This is a genomic window from Terriglobus sp. TAA 43 (assembly GCF_000800015.1).
GTDB lineage: Bacteria > Acidobacteriota > Terriglobia > Terriglobales > Acidobacteriaceae > Terriglobus.
The window spans coordinates 883,504-902,227 of record NZ_JUGR01000001.1; the positions used below are offsets into that span (position 1 = coordinate 883,504).

Annotated in this window: 15 protein-coding genes; 6 read left to right on the forward strand and 9 right to left on the reverse strand. The window is 57.3% G+C overall.

Annotated features, from left to right (window positions below):
* Window positions 1-2 precede the first annotated feature (2 nt).
* The 3 genes from pstB to M504_RS03740 all read right to left on the reverse strand — a co-directional run bounded on the left by pstB (window position 3) and on the right by M504_RS03740 (window position 2,998).
* Window positions 3-761 carry a phosphate ABC transporter ATP-binding protein PstB gene (pstB, locus tag M504_RS03730; protein ID WP_047488153.1) on the reverse strand — a complete coding sequence of 253 codons (759 nt, stop codon included), beginning with the start codon at window positions 759-761 and terminating at the stop codon, window positions 3-5.
* Window positions 762-881: 120 nt separating this feature from the next.
* A complete protein-coding gene (locus M504_RS03735) occupies window positions 882-2,240 on the reverse strand; it encodes a cell wall metabolism sensor histidine kinase WalK (RefSeq protein WP_052200317.1) in 1,359 nt (452 codons plus the stop codon).
* A 26-nt stretch (window positions 2,241-2,266) separates the two neighbouring features.
* Window positions 2,267-2,998, reverse strand: coding sequence for a winged helix-turn-helix domain-containing protein (locus M504_RS03740; protein WP_047488156.1), 732 nt, complete (start codon window positions 2,996-2,998; stop codon window positions 2,267-2,269).
* Between the two features lie 179 nt (window positions 2,999-3,177).
* Between M504_RS03740 and M504_RS03745 the strand changes: the two genes are divergently transcribed.
* Together M504_RS03745 and M504_RS03750 are read left to right on the forward strand one after the other, a co-directional pair.
* On the forward strand, window positions 3,178-5,043 hold the full coding sequence (locus M504_RS03745) for an amino acid transporter (protein WP_047488159.1): 1,866 nt from the start codon (window positions 3,178-3,180) through the stop codon (window positions 5,041-5,043).
* A gap of 83 nt (window positions 5,044-5,126) precedes the next feature.
* The gene (locus M504_RS03750) at window positions 5,127-6,455 is read left to right on the forward strand and encodes an MFS transporter (protein ID WP_232296146.1); all 1,329 of its coding nucleotides are present in this window, start codon (window positions 5,127-5,129) and stop codon (window positions 6,453-6,455) included.
* Here M504_RS03750 and M504_RS03755 read toward each other — a convergent pair whose 3' ends face one another.
* The 3 genes from M504_RS03755 to M504_RS21065 form a co-directional block, all read right to left on the reverse strand.
* On the reverse strand, window positions 6,456-7,109 hold the full coding sequence (locus M504_RS03755; protein ID WP_047488162.1) for a bifunctional 4-hydroxy-2-oxoglutarate aldolase/2-dehydro-3-deoxy-phosphogluconate aldolase: 654 nt from the start codon (window positions 7,107-7,109) through the stop codon (window positions 6,456-6,458).
* Window positions 7,110-7,129: 20 nt separating this feature from the next.
* A complete protein-coding gene (locus M504_RS03760; protein ID WP_047493334.1) occupies window positions 7,130-8,215 on the reverse strand; it encodes a sugar kinase in 1,086 nt (361 codons plus the stop codon).
* A gap of 91 nt (window positions 8,216-8,306) precedes the next feature.
* Entirely contained in the window at window positions 8,307-9,014 is a 708-nt protein-coding gene (locus M504_RS21065; protein ID WP_232296298.1) for a FadR/GntR family transcriptional regulator, read from the reverse strand.
* A gap of 203 nt (window positions 9,015-9,217) precedes the next feature.
* Here M504_RS21065 and M504_RS03770 point away from each other — a divergent pair, with 203 nt between their 5' ends.
* Both M504_RS03770 and M504_RS03775 read left to right on the forward strand, forming a co-directional pair.
* Window positions 9,218-12,628 carry a TonB-dependent receptor gene (locus tag M504_RS03770; protein WP_047488165.1) on the forward strand — a complete coding sequence of 1,137 codons (3,411 nt, stop codon included), beginning with the start codon at window positions 9,218-9,220 and terminating at the stop codon, window positions 12,626-12,628.
* 116 nt (window positions 12,629-12,744) lie between these two features.
* Window positions 12,745-13,179: a thioredoxin domain-containing protein gene (locus M504_RS03775; protein WP_052200321.1), complete on the forward strand. Its 435-nt coding sequence runs from the start codon at window positions 12,745-12,747 to the stop codon at window positions 13,177-13,179.
* Here M504_RS03775 and M504_RS03780 read toward each other — a convergent pair.
* Genes M504_RS03780 through M504_RS03790 form a run of 3 tightly spaced genes read right to left on the reverse strand, consistent with a single transcriptional unit; the run spans window position 13,176 to window position 16,993 of the window.
* The gene (locus M504_RS03780) at window positions 13,176-13,886 is read right to left on the reverse strand and encodes an L-ribulose-5-phosphate 4-epimerase (RefSeq protein ID WP_047488168.1); all 711 of its coding nucleotides are present in this window, start codon (window positions 13,884-13,886) and stop codon (window positions 13,176-13,178) included. The genes M504_RS03775 and M504_RS03780 overlap by 4 nt on opposite strands.
* 11 nt (window positions 13,887-13,897) lie before the next feature.
* Window positions 13,898-15,376 carry an L-arabinose isomerase gene (gene araA, locus M504_RS03785; protein ID WP_047488171.1) on the reverse strand — a complete coding sequence of 493 codons (1,479 nt, stop codon included), beginning with the start codon at window positions 15,374-15,376 and terminating at the stop codon, window positions 13,898-13,900.
* Between the two features lie 33 nt (window positions 15,377-15,409).
* A complete protein-coding gene (locus M504_RS03790; RefSeq protein WP_047488174.1) occupies window positions 15,410-16,993 on the reverse strand; it encodes a ribulokinase in 1,584 nt (527 codons plus the stop codon).
* A 173-nt stretch (window positions 16,994-17,166) separates the two neighbouring features.
* Between M504_RS03790 and M504_RS03795 the strand changes: the two genes are divergently transcribed.
* Together M504_RS03795 and M504_RS03800 are read left to right on the forward strand one after the other, a co-directional pair.
* Window positions 17,167-17,952, forward strand: coding sequence for an ABC transporter ATP-binding protein (locus tag M504_RS03795; protein WP_047488176.1), 786 nt, complete (start codon window positions 17,167-17,169; stop codon window positions 17,950-17,952).
* Window positions 17,953-17,956: 4 nt separating this feature from the next.
* Window positions 17,957-18,703, forward strand: coding sequence for an ABC transporter permease (locus tag M504_RS03800; RefSeq protein ID WP_047488179.1), 747 nt, complete (start codon window positions 17,957-17,959; stop codon window positions 18,701-18,703).
* Window positions 18,704-18,724 lie beyond the last annotated feature (21 nt).

Sequence of the window (18,724 nt, forward strand, 5' to 3'; positions counted from 1 at the left end):
CGTCAGCCGAACCTCCCTGTAATGTAATCCTCGGTTCGCTTGTCGCGTGGGTTGGTGAAGACGCGGTCGGTCTTATCGAACTCGACCAGTTCCCCCGAAAGAAAGAAGCCTGTATCCTCTGCCACGCGCGCCGCCTGCTGCATGCTGTGCGTGACGATGACGATGGTGTAATCGTCCTTCAGCTCAAAGATCAAATCTTCAATCTTGCCTGTTGAGACGGGATCGAGCGCACTAGCGGGTTCATCCATCAACAGCACTTCGGGGTCGACTGCAAGAGCGCGTGCAATGCACAAACGTTGCTGCTGACCACCGGAAAGACTGGCGCCGCTCTTGGTGCGGAGGTGATCCTTCACCTCTTCCCATAGAGCAGCCTGTCGCAACGATCGCTCGACAACTTCGTCCAGTTCCGAGCGCTTGGCAACGCCGCCCAACCTCAGCCCGGCTGCCACATTCTCGTAGATGGACATCGTCGGAAACGGGTTGGGTCGCTGGAAGACCATACCGACGCGACGGCGCACTTCGACCGGCGACGCATCGTCATAAATGTCTTCATCGCCGATGCGGATGGTGCCTTCCACGCGGGCATGCGGAGCCGTCTCATGGAGACGGTTCAGGCAGCGTACAAACGTGCTTTTGCCGCAACCGGAGGGTCCGATCAGCGCCGTTGCGGAGTTTGCCGCAATCTCCAGCGTGATGCCCTTCAGCGTGTGGGTCTTGCCGTACCACGCATTCAAATTGTCAACGGCGATAGCAACGCCCACGCTTCCGCTCCCAGCCACGGAATGCACACGAATCCGTGCATCAAGAGTACTTGAGAAGCATGAACACCGTGTCAATGCGTGCCAGGGAGCGTTTAGAAAGTTAACGGTGACGCTGCTATTTCACGAAGCTACTGGCAGCGTGAACAGGAAGGTGCTTCCCTTGGCGAGTTCACTTTCAACCCAGATACGACCGCCGTGCTGCTCGATGAGTTGTTTCGCGATGGAGAGGCCCAGACCAGTGCCACCCTTCTCACGCGAACGCGCTTTTTCGACGCGATAAAAACGCTCAAAGAGGCGCGGCAGATGTTCAGACGGAATGCCAGGGCCGAAGTCCTTCACGGAAAATTCCACCGCATTCTCTACAGGACGCGCGCTCACGATCACATGTGGCACGCGCTCCATGCCGGAGGAGTACTTCAGCGCATTCTCTAGCAAATTACCCAGTACTTGAAGGATGGCGTGTTCATCGGCCATGACACGCTGCTCTGTGATTTCACCGATCTCAAGCTTCGCCTCTTCGGCATAGGGTGCGCCTGAGACAGTCACAAGTGCGTCCCGGACGAGGAGTTCTGCAGAGATAGGAAGAGGGTCAAGGATCACATCGCCACGCTCTACCTTCGCCAACATAAGCAGATCTTCTGTGAGGCGATGCATACGTGAAGCGTTCTTCAAGACCGTTTCCAGAAATTCGTTAGCTGCAGGCGAAAGCGGTTCGGTGTCCAGAACCGTTTCCACGTAGCCAACGATGGAGGTCAGGGGTGTGCGCAATTCATGCGAGACGTTCGCTACGAAGTCGCGCTGCTGGCGCTCCACGGCCTCAAACCGTGTGGTGTCGCGCAACACAACGACAGCACCGCCTCCGGGCAGCGGCGATGCCGTCACATGAAAGATGCTGCCATGCAGCAGCAGTTCACTGCGGCATTCCTGCGTGGTCCCGTTGTCGAGAGTTCCCTGCACGCAAGCCAGCACCGCAGGATCACGGAAGGTGTGGACCAGTGCGCGTCCGTGGCGCACGGAGACGCCCGGCCCTTCGCGCTGCATGAGTCGCTGCAAAGCGGCGTTACTCCACTGCACGCGACCTGCAGCGTCCAAGCCGAGAACAGCGTCTTGCATGCCTTCTAGAAGCACTTCCAGCTGATGACGGCTTTCCAGCAGACGTTCGCGATCACGATCCACGGCTTCCGCAGAGCTTCTTACCGCAGAAAAGACTGGCTGCAGAATGCGAATCGACTCGGCAGAGCCAGACGAAATCTGCTGTGCGGGTACAGCGCCGATCTGCTCAACGGCCCTGGCGGCAGCCTCCGCACGACGGAGCATCCCGCTTCGTACTGCCATACCGCAAAGCGTGCAGACTGCAACGAAGAGAACCGCAGCAGGCCACAGCCACACGGGATGTTGCGCCACCAACAACAGGAGCGCAACACCCGCCAGCAGAGCCAGCAACAGTGATACCAACGGATTGTGGAGCGGACGCGTCACGTACGGAGTCTACGTTCTTATTGTTCTTATTCCGTGACGGTGGCTGCAGTCAGCGTCTGGGCAATGCGATCCGGACGCTCAAAGCGATAGCCTGCACCGCGCATGGTCTTCAGGTAACGCGGATCTTCGGCATCGTCTTCAATCTTTTCGCGAATGCGGCGCACGTACACGTCGACAGAGCGCGGCGTGACAAAGCGTGCATCGCCCCAAACGGCATCCAGCAACTGATCGCGGCTGAAAACGCGGCCGGGATGGCGGGCAAGATAATCCAGCAGACGGAACTCGGTGGCGGTGGTGGTAACCACTTCTCCACGCACGCGAAGCTGCATGGCGCCGCTATCAATCTCAATGTCGCCCATGCGGATGGTCTCAGCAGGCTCGTGGCGCTCAAACCGGCGCAGCACAGCCTTTACGCGGGCCAGAAGCTCGCGCGTGCTGAAGGGCTTGGTGATGTAATCATCGGCACCAAGTTCCAAGCCGTGGACGCGATCGCTCTCCGAAGCCAGCGCGGTCAGGAAAATCACCGGAATGGAGCTCAGTGCAGGATTCAGGCGAAGACGGCGGCACAGATCCAGGCCATCGCCACCAGGCACCATGATGTCCAGCAGGAACAGTCCCGGAGCCTTCCGTTCGGCTGCCGGAAGCACTTCTCCGGCATTCGCAAAGGCCTGGACGATGAATCCGTTCGCCTCCAGTTGGTAGCGGACTAACCGGCTAATATCCGCATCGTCTTCCAGCAAAAAGATAGTCTGGCTCACGCTGATTGCAGTCTCCCTGTACCCCGATAACAGGCGGTACCCGCAATCAGCGTAGCGCAAAGTGCGGTGACCAATTGCAAATGGACGGTAAATCGTTGATAGAAAGTGCGCCGGAGTCGGCCGTGGGGTAGCCTTACCGCAAACCAACCTTATACTTGGCTGGGTACTCCCAACAATCAATGAGCTTTCCTGACTGGCTGCTAGCCGACCTGAACGTACCGAGCACGCACCAACCGGAGGCACAAAATGCCTGGTGGCGGGTGATGTGCCTGACCGGCGTGGATTACTTCTCCACGTTGGGATACCAGCCGGGCATTGCTTTTCTGGCCGCGGGTGTCTTATCGCCGCTAGCTACGCTGGTGCTGGTGCTGGTCACGCTGTTTGCGGCGCTGCCCATCTATCGGCGCGTCTGCCAGGCCAGCCCATACGGCCAGGGCTCCATTGCAATGCTGCAGTCGCTGTTCCCTGCGTGGTTCGGCAAGATATTCGTACTGATTCTGCTGGGGTTTGCCACAACGGACTTCATCATCACGATGACGCTGTCCGCGGCCGATGGCGCGGCCCACTTGATCCATAATCCGCTGATGCCTGCGTGGATCGATCACCAGGTAGTGGTGACGCTGCTGATTCTGGCGATTCTCAGCGGCATCTTCCTGAAGGGTTTCAAGGAAGCCATTGGCGTTGCGGTGTTTCTGGTCACCAGCTACCTGGTTCTGAATGCAGTGGTTGTTGTGGCGGGAGTGCGGGAGATCATGCATCATCCGGAGACGCTTCACGGCTGGCGCATGGCCCTTGCCGACCGACACCAGAGTCCGTGGATGATGATCGGCATCGCGCTACTGTTATTCCCCAGGCTGGCACTGGGTCTCTCAGGATTCGAAACCGGCGTAGCTGTAATGCCTCTGATCAAGGCGAAGGACCAGGAAGAACGGGTTCGGAATGCGCGTCATCTGCTGGTAACGGCGGCGGCGATCATGAGCGTCTTCCTGATTGCCACCAGCGTCATCACCACCGTGCTGATTCCCCCTGCGGCATTCCAGCCCGGCGGAGACGCGAACGGCCGCGCCATGGCGTGGCTGGCACATCACTATGCCGGGAACGTCATCGGTACGACCTACGACATTGTCACCATCCTGATTCTTGGGTTTGCCGGCGCTTCCGCCATGGCGGGATTGCTGAACCTGATTCCGCGTTACCTGCCAAAGTTCGGTATGGCACCGGAATGGGCGCGCGCGTCGCGTCCGCTGGTGCTGGTGTTCATGGGCATTGCGACGCTGGTTACCGTTCTGTTCCACGCAGATGTCGACGCGCAGGGTGGCGCCTATGCAACTGGCGTGCTGGTGCTCATCACGTCTGCCTCCGTCGCCGTAATGCTGAATGTGCAGGAGAAACGGCTGCGCTATATATTTATGGCGACCACAGCCATCTTCACCTACACGACCATCGCAAACATCGTGGAACGACCAGAAGGTCTGAAGATTTCTTCCATCTTTATCGCTTCCATTCTGTTTTCATCGTTCGTCTCGCGTGCGATGCGCTCTACCGAACTTCGCATCTCCGATGTGAAGCTGGATGCCGAGGCAGAAGCCATTCTGGAAGAAGATGTGGATCAAATCATCCGCCTGGTGGCGCGCGGGCCTGAGGCAGGAGACGCGGAACAGGTGCTCGATGTGGCCGATTGGAAGATCAGGCACTTTCACAATCTATCGAATCAGGAATGCATGTTCTTCTTCGAAGTAATTCGCGGCGATGCGTCTGACTTCTCCCAAACTCTTCAGGTGACGGGACGGCGCGTGGGACGACACCGCATTCTAAGTGCGCGCAGCCCTGTGATTGCCAATTCGATTGCGGCGCTGCTGATCTATTTGGAACAACGCACCGGCAAAGTTCCGCATGTGTACTTCCGCTGGACCGAAGTCAGTCCCGCAGTGAACATCATGCGCTTCCTCTTCCTGGGTGAAGGCGATACAGCACCGTTGACGCATGAAGTGCTGCGTCGCGCGATTCCGCAACAAGAGCGGCGGCCTGTGGTTCACGTAAGTTGATGCGGCTTTCTTGACGGTGTGAAGAGCAGGACGATACCCTCGTCGAGACCTGCCACCACCTTTCTCAGGAGAGCTGTAGCCAAATGCCCTTTGACGATGCTCCTCATGGTGCTGCTGCAAGGTCGTTGCGTCCCGAGATTGCGAATCGGCCCGATATGCGGCGGCGATGGTTCGTCATCATCCCTGCTGTCTTTGTCACCTACAGCCTTGCATATGTAGACCGCGCGAACTATGGCTTTGGCGCGGCCGCCGGGCTTGCGGATGAACTTCACATCACCGCGTCGCAATCGGCGCTGCTGGGGTCATTGTTCTTCTTCGGCTATTTCCTGTTTCAGATTCCCGGCGCAGCCTATGCGCGTAAACGCAGTGCGCGGCTACTGATTGCGTTGGCACTTTGCACGTGGGGCATTCTTGCTGCGTTGACCGGTGTCATTCGCAGCTATCCCCTGCTGGCGATTGATCGCCTGCTGTTGGGTGCAGCAGAGAGCTTCATTCTTCCGGGCATGCTGATCCTGCTGACGAAGTGGTTCACTCGACCCGAACGTTCACGCGCCAACACCATTCTGCTGCTGGGTAATCCAGTTACGGTGCTCTGGATGTCGGCCATTACCGGCTACATCATTCGTGCCTTCGGTTGGCAGATGACGTTCATCATCGAAGGTCTGCCGTCCGTGCTGTGGGGATTCGTCTGGTATGCGATAGTCCGCGACAAACCACAGGATGCGCACTGGACCACTAGTGAAAGCCGGTTGGAACTGAACATGGTGTTGGCGGCAGAACAATCATCACTGCCTGCCGTTCCGAACATCGCCGCAGCGCTGCGTAATCCCAACGTGATTCTGTTGTCGGTGCAATACCTGCTGTGGTCCATCGGCGTGTATGGATTCGTGTTGTGGCTGCCGTTAATGGTACGCAAAGGGGCAGCGACGGGCATGGGCGTGACGGGCCTGCTCAGCGCGATTCCTTACGCCGCAAGCATCGTGCTGATGCTGATCAATAGCTACTTCTGTGACCGCGCATCCACGCGTTCGCGCTTTGTGTGGCCATACCTTCTGGTGGCGGGAGCGGCCTTCTTCGGGTCGTATCTGGCGGCGGATACCAGCTTCTGGATTGCCTTCGGATTCCTCATCGTTGCGGGTGGATGTATGTATGCACCGTACGGCCCGTTCTTCGCGATCATCCCGGAGATGCTTCCCGCCAATGTTGCAGGAGAAGTAATGGCGCTCATCAACAGCATGGGCGCGCTAGGTTCGTTCCTGGGAAGTTATCTTGTGGGTTATTTGCAGGGTGCGACGGGCAGTTCGAAGGCTGGCTATCTGTTGATGTCCGTGTCGCTACTGCTGTCGGGAATATTGATTCTGCTGCTGCGGCCGGTGAAAGCCACAGCAGCAGTCAAACTCTCGGTGGAATAACTAGGCCTGTGCAGCGCGGAATTCGCGCACGATGCCTGCATACTTTGCGGCGACGGCAGTCACCTCGTGCAGACGTTCTTCGAAGCAGGCTTTCTCATCCACAAGGTCCGCGCCTACTCCCAACGCGTAAGCTCCTGCTGCGAGGAAGTCCTTGGCAGTGTTCACATTCACACCACCGGTCGGGATGAGTTCAATCTGCGGCAGTGGAGCCTTCAGCGATTGCAGGTACTTCGCGCCGCCCATGGCGCTCGCCGGGAAGATCTTGATGATGTCCGCACCTGCCTGCCACGCAGTCACAACTTCTGTCGGAGTCAGTGCGCCGGGTAATACCGCGATGGAATAGCGATGGCACAGCGCAATCGTCTCCAGGTTGATTGCAGGACTTACAACAAACTGCGCGCCCTCTGCGATGCACATGCGCGCGGTCTCGGGGTCCAGCACAGTGCCAGCGCCCACCAGCAGGTCCGGGCGCTCCTTCACCAGACGGCGGATCACTTCGATGGCCCCCGGCACGGTCATGGTCACTTCCATGGCAGAAACGCCACCTTCGGAAATGGCTTCAGCCAGCTGCATGGCTGTATCGATGGAACTGGCGCGCAAGACGGGCAGAACACCTACTTCGCGAATCGCCTGTAGAACTTCAGTCTTCTTCATACTTCTCTCCGCGTAAAGCGTTAACGCTGCACGCCACTCCCTTTGCCATCCATGGCATGCATAACTTCTGTCAGTGTGGACATAGAGCTGTCACCCGGAGTCGTCATGGTCAGCGCACCATGCGCTACGCCACAATCCAATGACCATTTCAGATCTTTGCCTTCCATCAGTCCATAGAGCAGACCAGAGGCAAACGAATCTCCCGCACCAACGCGATCCAGAATCTCAAGATCGAGGAAGCGAATGCTCTCTTCTACCGCACCATCCATCCATGCAAATGCGCCCCAGTCATTGCGATTGGCAGTGCGTACTTTGCGCACTGTAGTGGCGATTACATGGACGTTGGGAAACTCACTTTGAATGCGCTCCGCCATGGCTGCGTAACTTTCTCGGTCATGCCAGGGCGGCCCGCTGGATGCCTCACAGATTTCAGCAGCCAGATCGCCGTCATGGCCAAACAAAACATCGACCATCGGAGCCAGTTCGCGATTCAAGCGACTGGCAGCAATCCTTCCGCCGCGATCGCGCCAGAGCGATGGACGATAGTTGCAATCGAACGAGACCACTACACCGTGGCGCTTCGCCGACTCCATCGCCTCGCGTGCCACCGCCGCAGCGGAATCTGACAGCGCACAGAAGATACCACCTGTGTGAAACCAGCGCACACCTTCCTGCCCGAAGATCGCGTCCCAATTCACATCGCCTGGCTTGATCTGCGCAATGGCAGTGTGGGCGCGATCCATCATGCCCATGGCGGGTCGGTTGCCAAAACCGCGTTCCAGAAAGTAAATACCGTTGCGCGCCTCTGCGCCGATGCCGTCGAACTCCGTCCAGAGAACGTGGCTCAGGTCCACGCCGCCCTGCAGCATCAGATCTTCCACCAGCCTGCCGACGGCGTTGTCGACCAATGCGGTAGCGACCGCGCTGCGCAGACCAAAGCAGCGACGCAATCCGCGCGCCACGTTGTATTCGCCGCCGCCCTCCCATACGCGAAAACTCCGTGTGCGGCTGATGCGGTCCTCACCCGGATCGAAGCGAAGCATCACTTCGCCGAGACTCAGCAAGTCCCATCGACAGGTAGAAGACGAACGTAAATCGAGTGCCATGACTTCAGTCTCACCTAGCATCCGCAATCTGAAACTGCGGCTTCACCCTTCACAAAACGTCACTACCTATCGTACAGGTTGAAGAATTGTTTTAAACAACTTGCGCTCGCCGCAGGGCCCTCCGGGCATCCGCAAAGTGGCGCTTCATCCACATGCCCGCCTTGGCCGGTTCACGATCCTCGATAGCATCGGCAATGCGCACATGAGCCTGCACCACCTCCAACATCTCTGTCTTTTTTCGCCTCTGGAGGATACCGCTGCGCATGGATTGCCGCATGCAGCCGTGCATTGCGCAACCGATCACATCCACCAACAGATTGCCCGTAGCGCGGTTGATAATGCTGTGAAAGCTGACATCGTGTTCCACGAAATCTGACGCGTTTTCCAGCGACTGCTTCATGCCGGTGATAGCGGCGCGTAACTGCTGGATGTCTGCCCGGGAGCGGCGCAGTGCCGCCAATTCCGCCGATCGCACTTCAACTGCGGTTCGGACATCCATCACCTGTTCGGTTGAAATCTGCTGTGTGGAAACGGCGTGAAGCAATAGTTGCGTGAGAAATCCGCTGTCCAGCGTTCCAACTTTGGGCGAACGGCCATTTCCCTTTTCAATAATTCCGGCAACTTCAAGCGAATGAAACGCCTCCCGCACAACACCGCGGCTGACCTTCAACTCCGTGCTGGTCTTCAGTTCGGACGGAAGCGAATCTCCCGTAGAGAGACCATTTTCCCGTATGTACTCAAAGACAAAATCCGTTACTCGCGATGCGAGCGTGTTGATTGGAACGCGTTCCGCTGCCATGGTTTGCAAGTATGCCACTCCGCACGACATAAGACCAAGAAGATATATCACTTCCTGGCGAATCCTTCGGAAGCGCTTCCGACGACCTATTGTATAGGTTCCGGCGACCTGTCGTCTAAAGACGCCCAAAAAACCGTTGACCGTCCAATCCCACCGGATCTATAGTTCGCTGGCTTTAGCTACTCAAGGTGGATTGGTTTCCTATGCCCTTTAAGCTCAGCACTTCCTGCGTTTTGCGCTCCGTGGCCCTGGCGGCACCGATTCTCATGATGCCCGTTGCTGGTTACACCCAAACCCTCTATGGCGGCTTAACCGGTGTAGTAACGGATGCGACAGGTTCTGTGGTTCCCGCAGCGACTGTCTCTGCGGAGAATCCGGCAACCGGCCTGAAACGCACCGCGACTTCCGATAGCAGCGGTAACTATCAGTTCACGGATCTGCCTCCGGGCACATACAACGTCACCTTTACCGCCGCTAACTTCGGGACATCGTCCTCACAGGGCATTGCCATCAGCGCGAACCAGACCCGTCGTGTCGACGTGGCGTTGACTGTTGGCAATGTGACGGAATCCGTCAATGTAAATACCGCACCGCCCGCGCTACAAACGGAGCGCGCTGACGTAAATTATGAAATTTCACCGACGCAGGTGCAGGAGTTGCCTACGACTTCGACCGCCGGTCGTAACTTTCAAGGACTGTATCGCCTGATCCCTGGCGTTCCCCCACCGACGGAGAACAACTCGCAGGCTGGTAACCCCGGCCGTACGCAAGCGGTCACAGCAAACGGCATTGTGAACACGGTGAACTCCACCAAGATTGACGGCGCAGCGGTGGGCTATCCGTGGCTTCAGTCCATTGTGGCGTATATTCCCCCAACTGATTCGATTGAATCCGCGAACATCGTAACCAACAGCTTCAATGCGGAACAGGGCGCGGCCGGCGGTATCGCTGCCAACCTGATCGTAAAGAGCGGCACCAATAACTTCCACGGCGGTATTTGGGAGTACAACTCCATTGCTCAGTTCAACTCGCGCCAGTATTTCACTCGCTATACCACCACGCCGGTAACGCCGAAGAACATCTACAACGAGTACGGCGGCAATATCGGCGGTCGCATTATCAAAGACAAGCTGTTCTTCTTCTTCAACTACAACAAGGTTTCGCTGCGGCAATTTAAAACTGGCAGTGCTATGACCGTGCCATTGGCAGCATTGCGTAATGGAGACTTTTCCGGGACGGGCGTGACCATCTACGATCCGACAACCGGAAATGCGAACGGATCAGGTCGCACACCGTTTACCGGCAACATAATTCCTGCAGCGCGACTTAGCTCAGCTGCGCAGAAGATTCTGGCGCTGCTGCCAACAGAAAAAGTAGGCGGAACATCAGGAAACTATCCGGGTGGCGCGGTACTGCAGTACGACCGTTCTTCCTATGACGCGAAGGTTAGTTACAACCCGACATCGAAGACCACCTTCTTCGGGCGTTACTCTATCGGTCGTTCAAACATCACCGACCCTCCGGCATTAGGCAATGCGATCGGCAATACGTGGGATGGTGGGCAGCCCGGCACGGCGCCGGGCACCATTCAGAACGTTGGTCTGGGTGCCACACACACCTTCACACCAAATTTCCTGATTGACGCGAACGCCGGTTTTGTCCGCATCAATCTGGCTGCGAAGGCTCCGGATTACGGTAAGAATGTTGGCTTGGATACGCTGGGTATTCCTGGAACGAATGGACCGACGCCCTTCCAGTCCGGCACGCCTGGATTCATTGTTGCCAACAACTCCAGCTTTGGTAACTATATCCAGTCCAATCCATTTCAGTTCCGCGACATGCAGTATGTGGCCAACCTGAATGGCACTTACATTCACGGACAACACACGATGCGTTTCGGTGGTGAGTATGTCCACTCAGCCATCAATCATCTGCAGGCAAACAACGCTGGTCCACGCGGACAGTTCACTTTCAGCGGCGGTGTAACGGGCAATAACAGCGGCGTAACGACGGATGGCCCCAACTACTATCGTGCGGTTGCTGACCTGTTATTGGGAATGCCGCAAGCCATCGGCAAAACCGTACAGTCGTTCCAACCGAATGGACCACGCTTCTCGTCGTTCAGTTTCTATGCGCAAGATACCTGGAAACCTAACCCGAATCTCACCATTAACTATGGCGTGCGTTACGAATACTATCCGTTTGCGAATCGCGACCACACAGGCGTGTTCCGCTTTGATCCCGCCACCAGCAATGTACTGATTGGCGGGCGCGGTTCCATTCCAACAGATACCGGCGAAAATGTTGGGTGGGGCATGATCGTGCCTCGATTTGGTATCAACTATCGCGTCAACGAAAAAACCGTCATTCGGTCCGGCGCAGGCATCACGGTAGATCCGGAAAACTTCCGCTTCTTCCGCGACTCGTATCCTGCGCTGATCACACTGAACAATACTGGTGCCAACAACTATGTCGCGGCTGGTTCCCTTACAGGGCCAAATGCGGGTGCGCCGAACATGAACACCACACCCGCGGGTACTCTGAACCCAGGCGTTCCGACAGTGAATGTTCCGGATATCTCGTCCGGTATCGTTCCCCTGCCCTATAACTACACGACACAGACTGCACCGCAGAAATGGCGTCGCGGTTATATCGAAACGTGGAACCTCTTTATCGATCGCGACCTTGCGCATGACCTTGTAGTGAGTGCAGGTTATGTGGGCACGCATCACGTGCGGCAAGTTGAGGGTATTGATATCAACGCTGGTGGTGTGAGCCCTCTCGGTGCTGCCAGTCGTCCACTTTTCGCAAATGCGAATGCGCCAGGCGGTGCACAACGCTATACCGGAACAATCCTCAACGTTCTCCCCCTTGGGGACGAAGAATATTCCGGTTTGCAGGTACAGCTAACAGATCGGCAACTGAAGTCCTTGCAATTCGGATATAGCTATACGTACTCGAAATACATGAACAACTGGGATGCCGACTCCACCCTAGGCACACCGGCTTTCAGCACCCAGGGATTGTTCAAACGGAACTTCGCGTTGTCCGGCTACGACCGCCCTCACATGAATTCCTTGTGGACGGTTTACCAACTTCCCTTCGGCCGCGGTCGCCAATTCCTGCAGTCCGGTATTGCGGGAGTTCTTCTGGGCGGATGGGATCTCAATACCATCACGACCTACTACAGTGGTAAGCCTTTCCAGATTACCGATGGTTCACAGAACGGTAACGGCGACACGGTCGTTCCGAACATGGTGTCCAAACCGACGCTGTCTGGAACACGTTACGGCACCGGCTCCACCACGTATCCGTATTACTTCGTGAATAACGGCAACTTCACCAAGCTGCCGAACGCAAGCGCCAACGGCAACGTAGGTCGCAACTCCGTTCGCGGTCCGGGCTATTTCAACCTGGACGTGGGCATTACACGCAATATCCCCATCTGGCGGGAGTTTAAGCTCGTTTTCAAGGCAGAGAGCTTCGATGTAACCAACACTCCACAGTGGGGCCAGCCCGTCGCCGACGTAAACAACAGCGGCTTCGGTCAGATCCAAAGCGTGCTTTCCACCAGCAACCGCACGCTTCGTTTCAGCGGACGCATCTCCTTCTAGCTTTCTCCAACGATGAAAAGGCCCCGCTTCAGCGGGGCCTTTCTATTCGTCTTGAAACGGATTATCTTCACAGAACATCGAACATAAAACAATCTCTGGGTATTCGGAGGAATGCAATGCCAGTGATTCGAGCCTGTGAAGCGTGCGGCAGGAAAAACCGTATCCCCGCGGAACATCTTGCGGATACCGGGCGTTGTGGTTCGTGCAAACAACCGCTGGCTGCCGTGAGTGAACCGATTGCCGCTGATGTTGCGCTCTTCGATGAAATTCTGCAGAAGGCACGCGTGCCGGTGCTGGTGGACTTCTGGGCGGCGTGGTGCGGCCCCTGCCGCATGGCTGCGCCTTACGTTGCAGAGACGGCGAAGCAGATGGCCGGTCGAGGCTTGGTGTTGAAGGTAGATACCGAGGCGAATCCGCAGCTTTCCGCGCGTTACAAGATACGCGGCATCCCGAATTTCGCTATCTTCCGCGATGGTGCGCTCGTTCGGCAGCAGGCTGGCTTGGTCGATACATCACAGATGGTGCGATGGCTGCAGGACGCCGCAGCCTAGCACTGTCCGTAAGTTGCCGATGCTCCGTGTTTGCGGAAGTAGTGGCGATCCAACAGCGCCTTCGAAACACTTTCGCAATTCGCGCGCAGCGTTAGCGTTTGATAAGCCATCTTGGCGACTGCCTCAAGAACGACGGCGTTATGTGCGGCATCATGGGCGTTACGTCCCCACACAAACGGCGCATGACCCGCGACAAGGCATGCAGGAACAGCGAGTGGATCGATGGGCTGACCATCTTCTCCCTTGCGGAAGTATTCAACGATCGCCAGACCTGTTTCGTGAACGTAGCGGCCATGAATCGCTTCGTCGCTGAGCGGTGCTGTCACCGGCACGGGGCCGTAGAAATAATCTGCGTGAGTGGTACCAAACGCGGGGATCGGCAGGCCAGCCTGTGCAAAGCTGGTGGCATAGTCAGAGTGCGTGTGAACGACGGCGCCGATCGTTGGGAACTCGCGATACAGCAACGTATGCGTATCCAGATCAGAAGACGGCCGTAGGTTTCCTTCTACGATTTCGCCCACTAAGTTGGTCACAACCATGTGCTCGGGCTTCAGCTTGTCGTAGTCCACGCCGGATGGCTTGATCACGACGAGTCCCTGTTCGCGGTCAACGCCCGAAGCATTGCCAAAGGTGTACAGCACCAGGCCACGGCGCACCAGTTCCAGGTTTGCTTCCAGTACTTCTTCGCGTAGTTCTTTTAACAGCATCCCTGCTCCCGTTACAGCAGCTTGTAGGCTGCGTCGTTCCAGCGAAGTTCATTGCGGAAGGTGTGCAGCTTCGTCTCGTCGTCGATGCGCACCAGTTCGATACCGGCGATCTCCGCGAAGTCTGCCATGTGCTCCATCGTCAGCGCCTGCGAATAGCCGGTGTGATGTGCGCCGCCTGCATAAATCCATGCAGCAGCGGCGATCTTCAGGCTTGGCTTCGGATGCCACAACACACGCGCTACCGGAAGCTTTGGAAGCTCTTGTGCGGGCTTCACTGCATCGATCTCATTCACAATCATGCGGAAGCGATTGCCCATGTCCACGATGCTGGCGACAATCGCTGGTCCCGCCGGAGAGTTGAAGACGAGACGCACAGGATCTTCCTTGCCGCCAATGCCCAGCGGATGCACCTCAAGCGAAGGCTTGCTCTCTGCAATGGACGGGCATATCTCAAGCATGTGTGAACCGAGGATGGAAGGCTTGCCCGCGAAGTCGTAGGTGTAGTCCTCCATGAACGATGTGCCGCCGGGAAACCCCTGCGCCATAACCTTCATGATGCGAACCAGCGCCGCTGTCTTCCAGTCACCTTCACCGCCGAAGCCAAAACCGGAAGCCATCAACCGTTGCGTGGCAATGCCGGGCAACTGGCGCATGCCGTGCAGATCTTCAAACGTATCGGTGAATGCACCGAAACCGCCTTCTGTAAGAAAGGCACGCAGGCCAAGTTCAATACGAGCCGCCACCGTCAGCGCATCCGCACGATCATGCTGCGGTGCAATCGTGTAGGTATCGCGATACTCCTGCACCTGCGCTGCAACGTCTGCATCGCTGAAAGCATTCATGCGGTCGGTTAGATCGCCAATGCCAAAACCAGATACGGTATAGCCGAAGACACTCTGCGCTTCGACCTTGTCACCTTCGGTTACGGCCACGTTGCGCATGTTGTCGCCAAAGCGTGCGACCTTCAGATGTTGCGACTCATGCCAGCCCAGCGTTGCACGCGTCCATGTGGCGATTTCGTTGACGGTCTCCGCATCGCTCCAGTGGCCAACAACCACCTTGCGTGCCAGTCGCAGACGCGCCGTGATGAATCCGAATTCGCGGTCGCCGTGCGCCGCCTGATTCAGATTCATGAAGTCCATGTCGATGGACGCATAAGGAAGTTCGCGATTGAACTGTGTGTGCAGATGCAGGAAAGGCTTGCGCAGCGCCTTCAGTCCGGCAATCCACATCTTCGCCGGTGAGAAGGTGTGCATCCACAGCACCAAGCCGATGCAATTATCCGCAGCATTCGCTTCCTGGCACAGCTTCAGAATGCTGTCCGCAGAAACCATGACAGGCTTCGCCACGACGCGCACGGGGATTGCATCCCGCTCGTCGAGCGAAGATGCAATCGTGCCTGCGTTCTCTGCCACCTGGGCCAACGGGCCGGGGCCATACAGATGCTGACTGCCTGTAACAAACCACACTTCCAGCGGATTCCTGCTCATGTGCCAACTTCTCCATGAGCAGGATAACGGCTTTTAGTGTGCGCCACGGCTCCTGGCTGCAATCTCACGGAGATCATGCAGCACTTCGGTCAGCGACTGCGGCGCAGCGTTGCGATCACCAAAGCTTTCGTAGACACGGCGATACAGCGGATACAACTGCTGGTAGATCACCACCGCATCCGGGTCTGGCTCGTAGACCTTGTACTGCGGGCACATGCGTTCCTGCGCCTCTTCAATCGTTGCAAACGACCCAGCAGCCACCTGCGCAAAGATGCCTGCGCCCACACTCGTGGTGGAAGAAGCAGGTACCAGCACTGGCTTGTTGAACACGTTCGCGTAGATCTGGTTCAGCGTGGGATTGTGCTGCGGAATACCGCCACCGTTGATGACGCGTTCCACCGGCACACCAAATTCGCCCATGCGCTCAAGGATGATGCGGGTATGGAACGCAGTGCCTTCAATCGCCGCGAATAACTCATCCTGCGCCGTGCTGACCAGATGCCAGCCAAGCGTGATGCCGCCAAGGTCGCTACGCACCAGCACGGTGCGGTCGCCATTGTCCCAAGAGAGGCGGAGCAATCCCGTCTGCCCTGCGCGGAAGGTATCCAGGCCCTGCGAAAGCGTCTTTACATCGGTGCCAGCTCGTTTCGCGATGGCATCGAAAATATCGCCTACAGCGGATAGGCCCGCCTCAACGCCGGTGTACTGCGGATGCACACTGCCAGGGACAACGCCGCATACGCCGGGGATCAGCGTCGTCTTGGGCTGCATGGCGATGATGCAGGTGGATGTGCCAACAACGTTGACGACATCGCCTTCACGGCAACCAGCTCCGATGGCGTCCCAATGGGCGTCGAAAGCGCCAACAGGAATTGGGATGCCCGCCTTTAGGCCGAGCTTCTCTGCCCATGTCGCGGCGAGATGACCGGCGAGATGATCCGATGTCAGCACTTCTCCCTGAAGCTTTTCGCGGACACCCTCGAGCAGAGGATCGACGGCAACAAGGAACTCTTCCGATGGGAAACCATCCCACCTCGGATTCCAAAGCCACTTGTGCCCTAATGCGCAGACGCTGCGTTTCGCGTCGCGTGGCGACGTAATGCCTGAGAGCGTTGCGGCGACCATGTCGCAGTGCTCAAAGGCTGACGCGAACTGCGCGCGTTTCTCCGGGTTATGCCGCAGCCAGTGAAGCAACTTGGCCCATCCCCACTCGTGCGAGTACACACCTCCGCACCACTCGATGGCCTCAAGACCGCGTTCGTGTGCCAGCGCGGTGATCTCCTGCGCTTCGTTCAGAGCACGGTGATCGCACCACAGGTAGTAGTCGTCCAGCGGCTGCATCGCGGCGTCGACGGGAACGACGCTTGACCCGGTGGTGTCCAACGCGAACGACTGCACATCCGCGCCGTTCACGCCGGTTTGTGCCAGCACCTCGCGCGTGGCCTGCACCAGCGCATCCATCTGCGCCGTATGGGACTGCGTAGCGAAATCCGGATCGTCACGCTTGCGGTTCAACGGATACGATGCGGAGGCTGTTCCCAGGCGTCCGCGTTCACTGTCCAACAGCGTCACACGGACGCTGAGTGTTCCAAAATCTGCTCCAGCTACGATGGCCATTTCGAAGGTTTTCCCAAATAAAAGCTTTGTTGTCCGTAACAGTCTGCCGGATTGCAGAAAGAATTGTCACACCTTGCGACAGCCGGGAACATTTTCCTGTCATGACGCGTTTTGCGAGAGGCAAGCGAGCGATACTGTTCACGCTTGTTTGCAGCCCACGGGAGAAACGCACAATGATCCGTGTACGAAATCTTGTCCGCACCTTTGGTGATTTCACCGCCGTGAAGGACATTACCTTTGACGTGGAGCAGGGCGAGATTTTCGCCTTCCTGGGGCCGAACGGCGCGGGAAAATCCACCACCATCAAGATGCTTACCACGCTGCTGCGCCCCACCAGCGGCTCCATTGAGCTGGATGGCAAAGACCCCAATCGCAACCAGATTGCAGCGCGGCAGAGCTTTGGCATCGTCTTCCAGGACCCCAGCCTGGATCAGGAACAAACGGCCTGGGAAAACATGGAGTTGCACGGCGTGCTGTACCACGTGCCCCGCAAGGTCCGCGCAGAACGCATTGAAACGCTGCTGAAGACCTTTGAACTATGGGACCGCAAAGATGCGATGGTGAAGACTTTCTCTGGTGGTATGAAGCGTCGCCTGGAAATCGCGCGTGGTTTCCTGCATACGCCCAAGATTCTCTTTCTAGATGAGCCCACGCTGGGCCTTGATCCACAGAGCCGCAACCAGCTCTGGACACACGTGAAGGCGCTGAACGAGAGCGAGAAGACGACCGTCTTCCTCACCACGCATTACATGGATGAGGCAGACCGCGTGGCGCATCGCATTGCCATCATGGACCACGGCGCTATTGTGGCGCAGGGAACCTCCGCGGAGTTGAAGGCGCAGACAGACACGGATTCCCTGGAAGCGGCATTTCTTGCGCTGACTGGTTCGTCGCTGCGTGACGAAGGTGCGGATGCAAAGGCTGGCCTGCGGCAGATGGCCCAGATGTGGAGGCGATAGGGCGATGGGTGCAATTTACATTCTGTGGCTTCGGGAACTGAAGCGTTACATCCGTTCGCGCGTGCAGGTGGTGGTATCGCTGGCGCAGCCCTGCCTCTACCTGTTTGCCTTTGGAGCCGGTTTCAGCCCGGTCTTTCGGCAGGCCGGTCTGGGCAGTTATCTGCAGTTCATCGCGCCGGGCATCATCGGCATGACGATTCTGTTTTCATCCGTATTCAACGGCATTGCCATGTTGTGGGATCGCCAGTTCGGATTCCTGAAAGAGACGTTGGTAGCGCCTGTATCGCGCCTGCAGATTATGACGGGCCGTACGCTTGGTGGCGCTACCGTTGCCATGATTCAGGGCACGCTAGTGCTGCTCATCTGCCTGCTCTTCGGCTTCCGGCCGCAACACTGGCTATCACTTCCCTTTGCGTTTCTTTTTGTTTTCCTCGTAGCCATGTTGTTCTCTGCGCTGGGAACGGCCATCGGCTCCGTCATTAAGGACATGCAGGGGTTCCAGTTGGTGATGAACTTTCTGGTGATGCCCATTTACTTCCTCAGCGGCGCGCTGTATCCGCTGGCCAATCTGGGTAATGTGATGAAGGTCATCACGCATCTTGACCCACTGACCTATGGCGTGGACGGGCTGCGTGGAGCGTTGATTGGCCACTGGCAGTTCTCACCCGCGCTGGACGCAGGCATATTGGCTGCGATTACCTGTGGCTTCCTGGTACTGGGCGCTTACCTGTTCTCGAAGATCGAGGTATAGGTCCGCTCAATGAGTTGACCT

What these genes read in the sequence shown, in the direction of transcription:
- M504_RS03755 (WP_047488162.1), bottom strand. Translation starts at nt 7,109, where the DNA reads ATGAAGAAGACTGAAGTTCTACAGGCGATTCGCGAAGTAGGTGTTCTG.
- M504_RS03775 (WP_052200321.1), top strand. Translation starts at nt 12,745, where the DNA reads ATGCCAGTGATTCGAGCCTGTGAAGCGTGCGGCAGGAAAAACCGTATC.
- M504_RS03800 (WP_047488179.1), top strand. Translation starts at nt 17,957, where the DNA reads ATGGGTGCAATTTACATTCTGTGGCTTCGGGAACTGAAGCGTTACATC.
- araA (WP_047488171.1), bottom strand. Translation starts at nt 15,376, where the DNA reads ATGAGCAGGAATCCGCTGGAAGTGTGGTTTGTTACAGGCAGTCAGCAT.
- M504_RS03780 (WP_047488168.1), bottom strand. Translation starts at nt 13,886, where the DNA reads ATGCTGTTAAAAGAACTACGCGAAGAAGTACTGGAAGCAAACCTGGAA.
- M504_RS21065 (WP_232296298.1), bottom strand. Translation starts at nt 9,014, where the DNA reads ATGGCAGCGGAACGCGTTCCAATCAACACGCTCGCATCGCGAGTAACG.
- M504_RS03795 (WP_047488176.1), top strand. Translation starts at nt 17,167, where the DNA reads ATGATCCGTGTACGAAATCTTGTCCGCACCTTTGGTGATTTCACCGCC.
- M504_RS03790 (WP_047488174.1), bottom strand. Translation starts at nt 16,993, where the DNA reads ATGGCCATCGTAGCTGGAGCAGATTTTGGAACACTCAGCGTCCGTGTG.
- M504_RS03750 (WP_232296146.1), top strand. Translation starts at nt 5,127, where the DNA reads ATGCCCTTTGACGATGCTCCTCATGGTGCTGCTGCAAGGTCGTTGCGT.
- M504_RS03760 (WP_047493334.1), bottom strand. Translation starts at nt 8,215, where the DNA reads ATGGCACTCGATTTACGTTCGTCTTCTACCTGTCGATGGGACTTGCTG.
- M504_RS03745 (WP_047488159.1), top strand. Translation starts at nt 3,178, where the DNA reads ATGAGCTTTCCTGACTGGCTGCTAGCCGACCTGAACGTACCGAGCACG.
- M504_RS03770 (WP_047488165.1), top strand. Translation starts at nt 9,218, where the DNA reads ATGCCCTTTAAGCTCAGCACTTCCTGCGTTTTGCGCTCCGTGGCCCTG.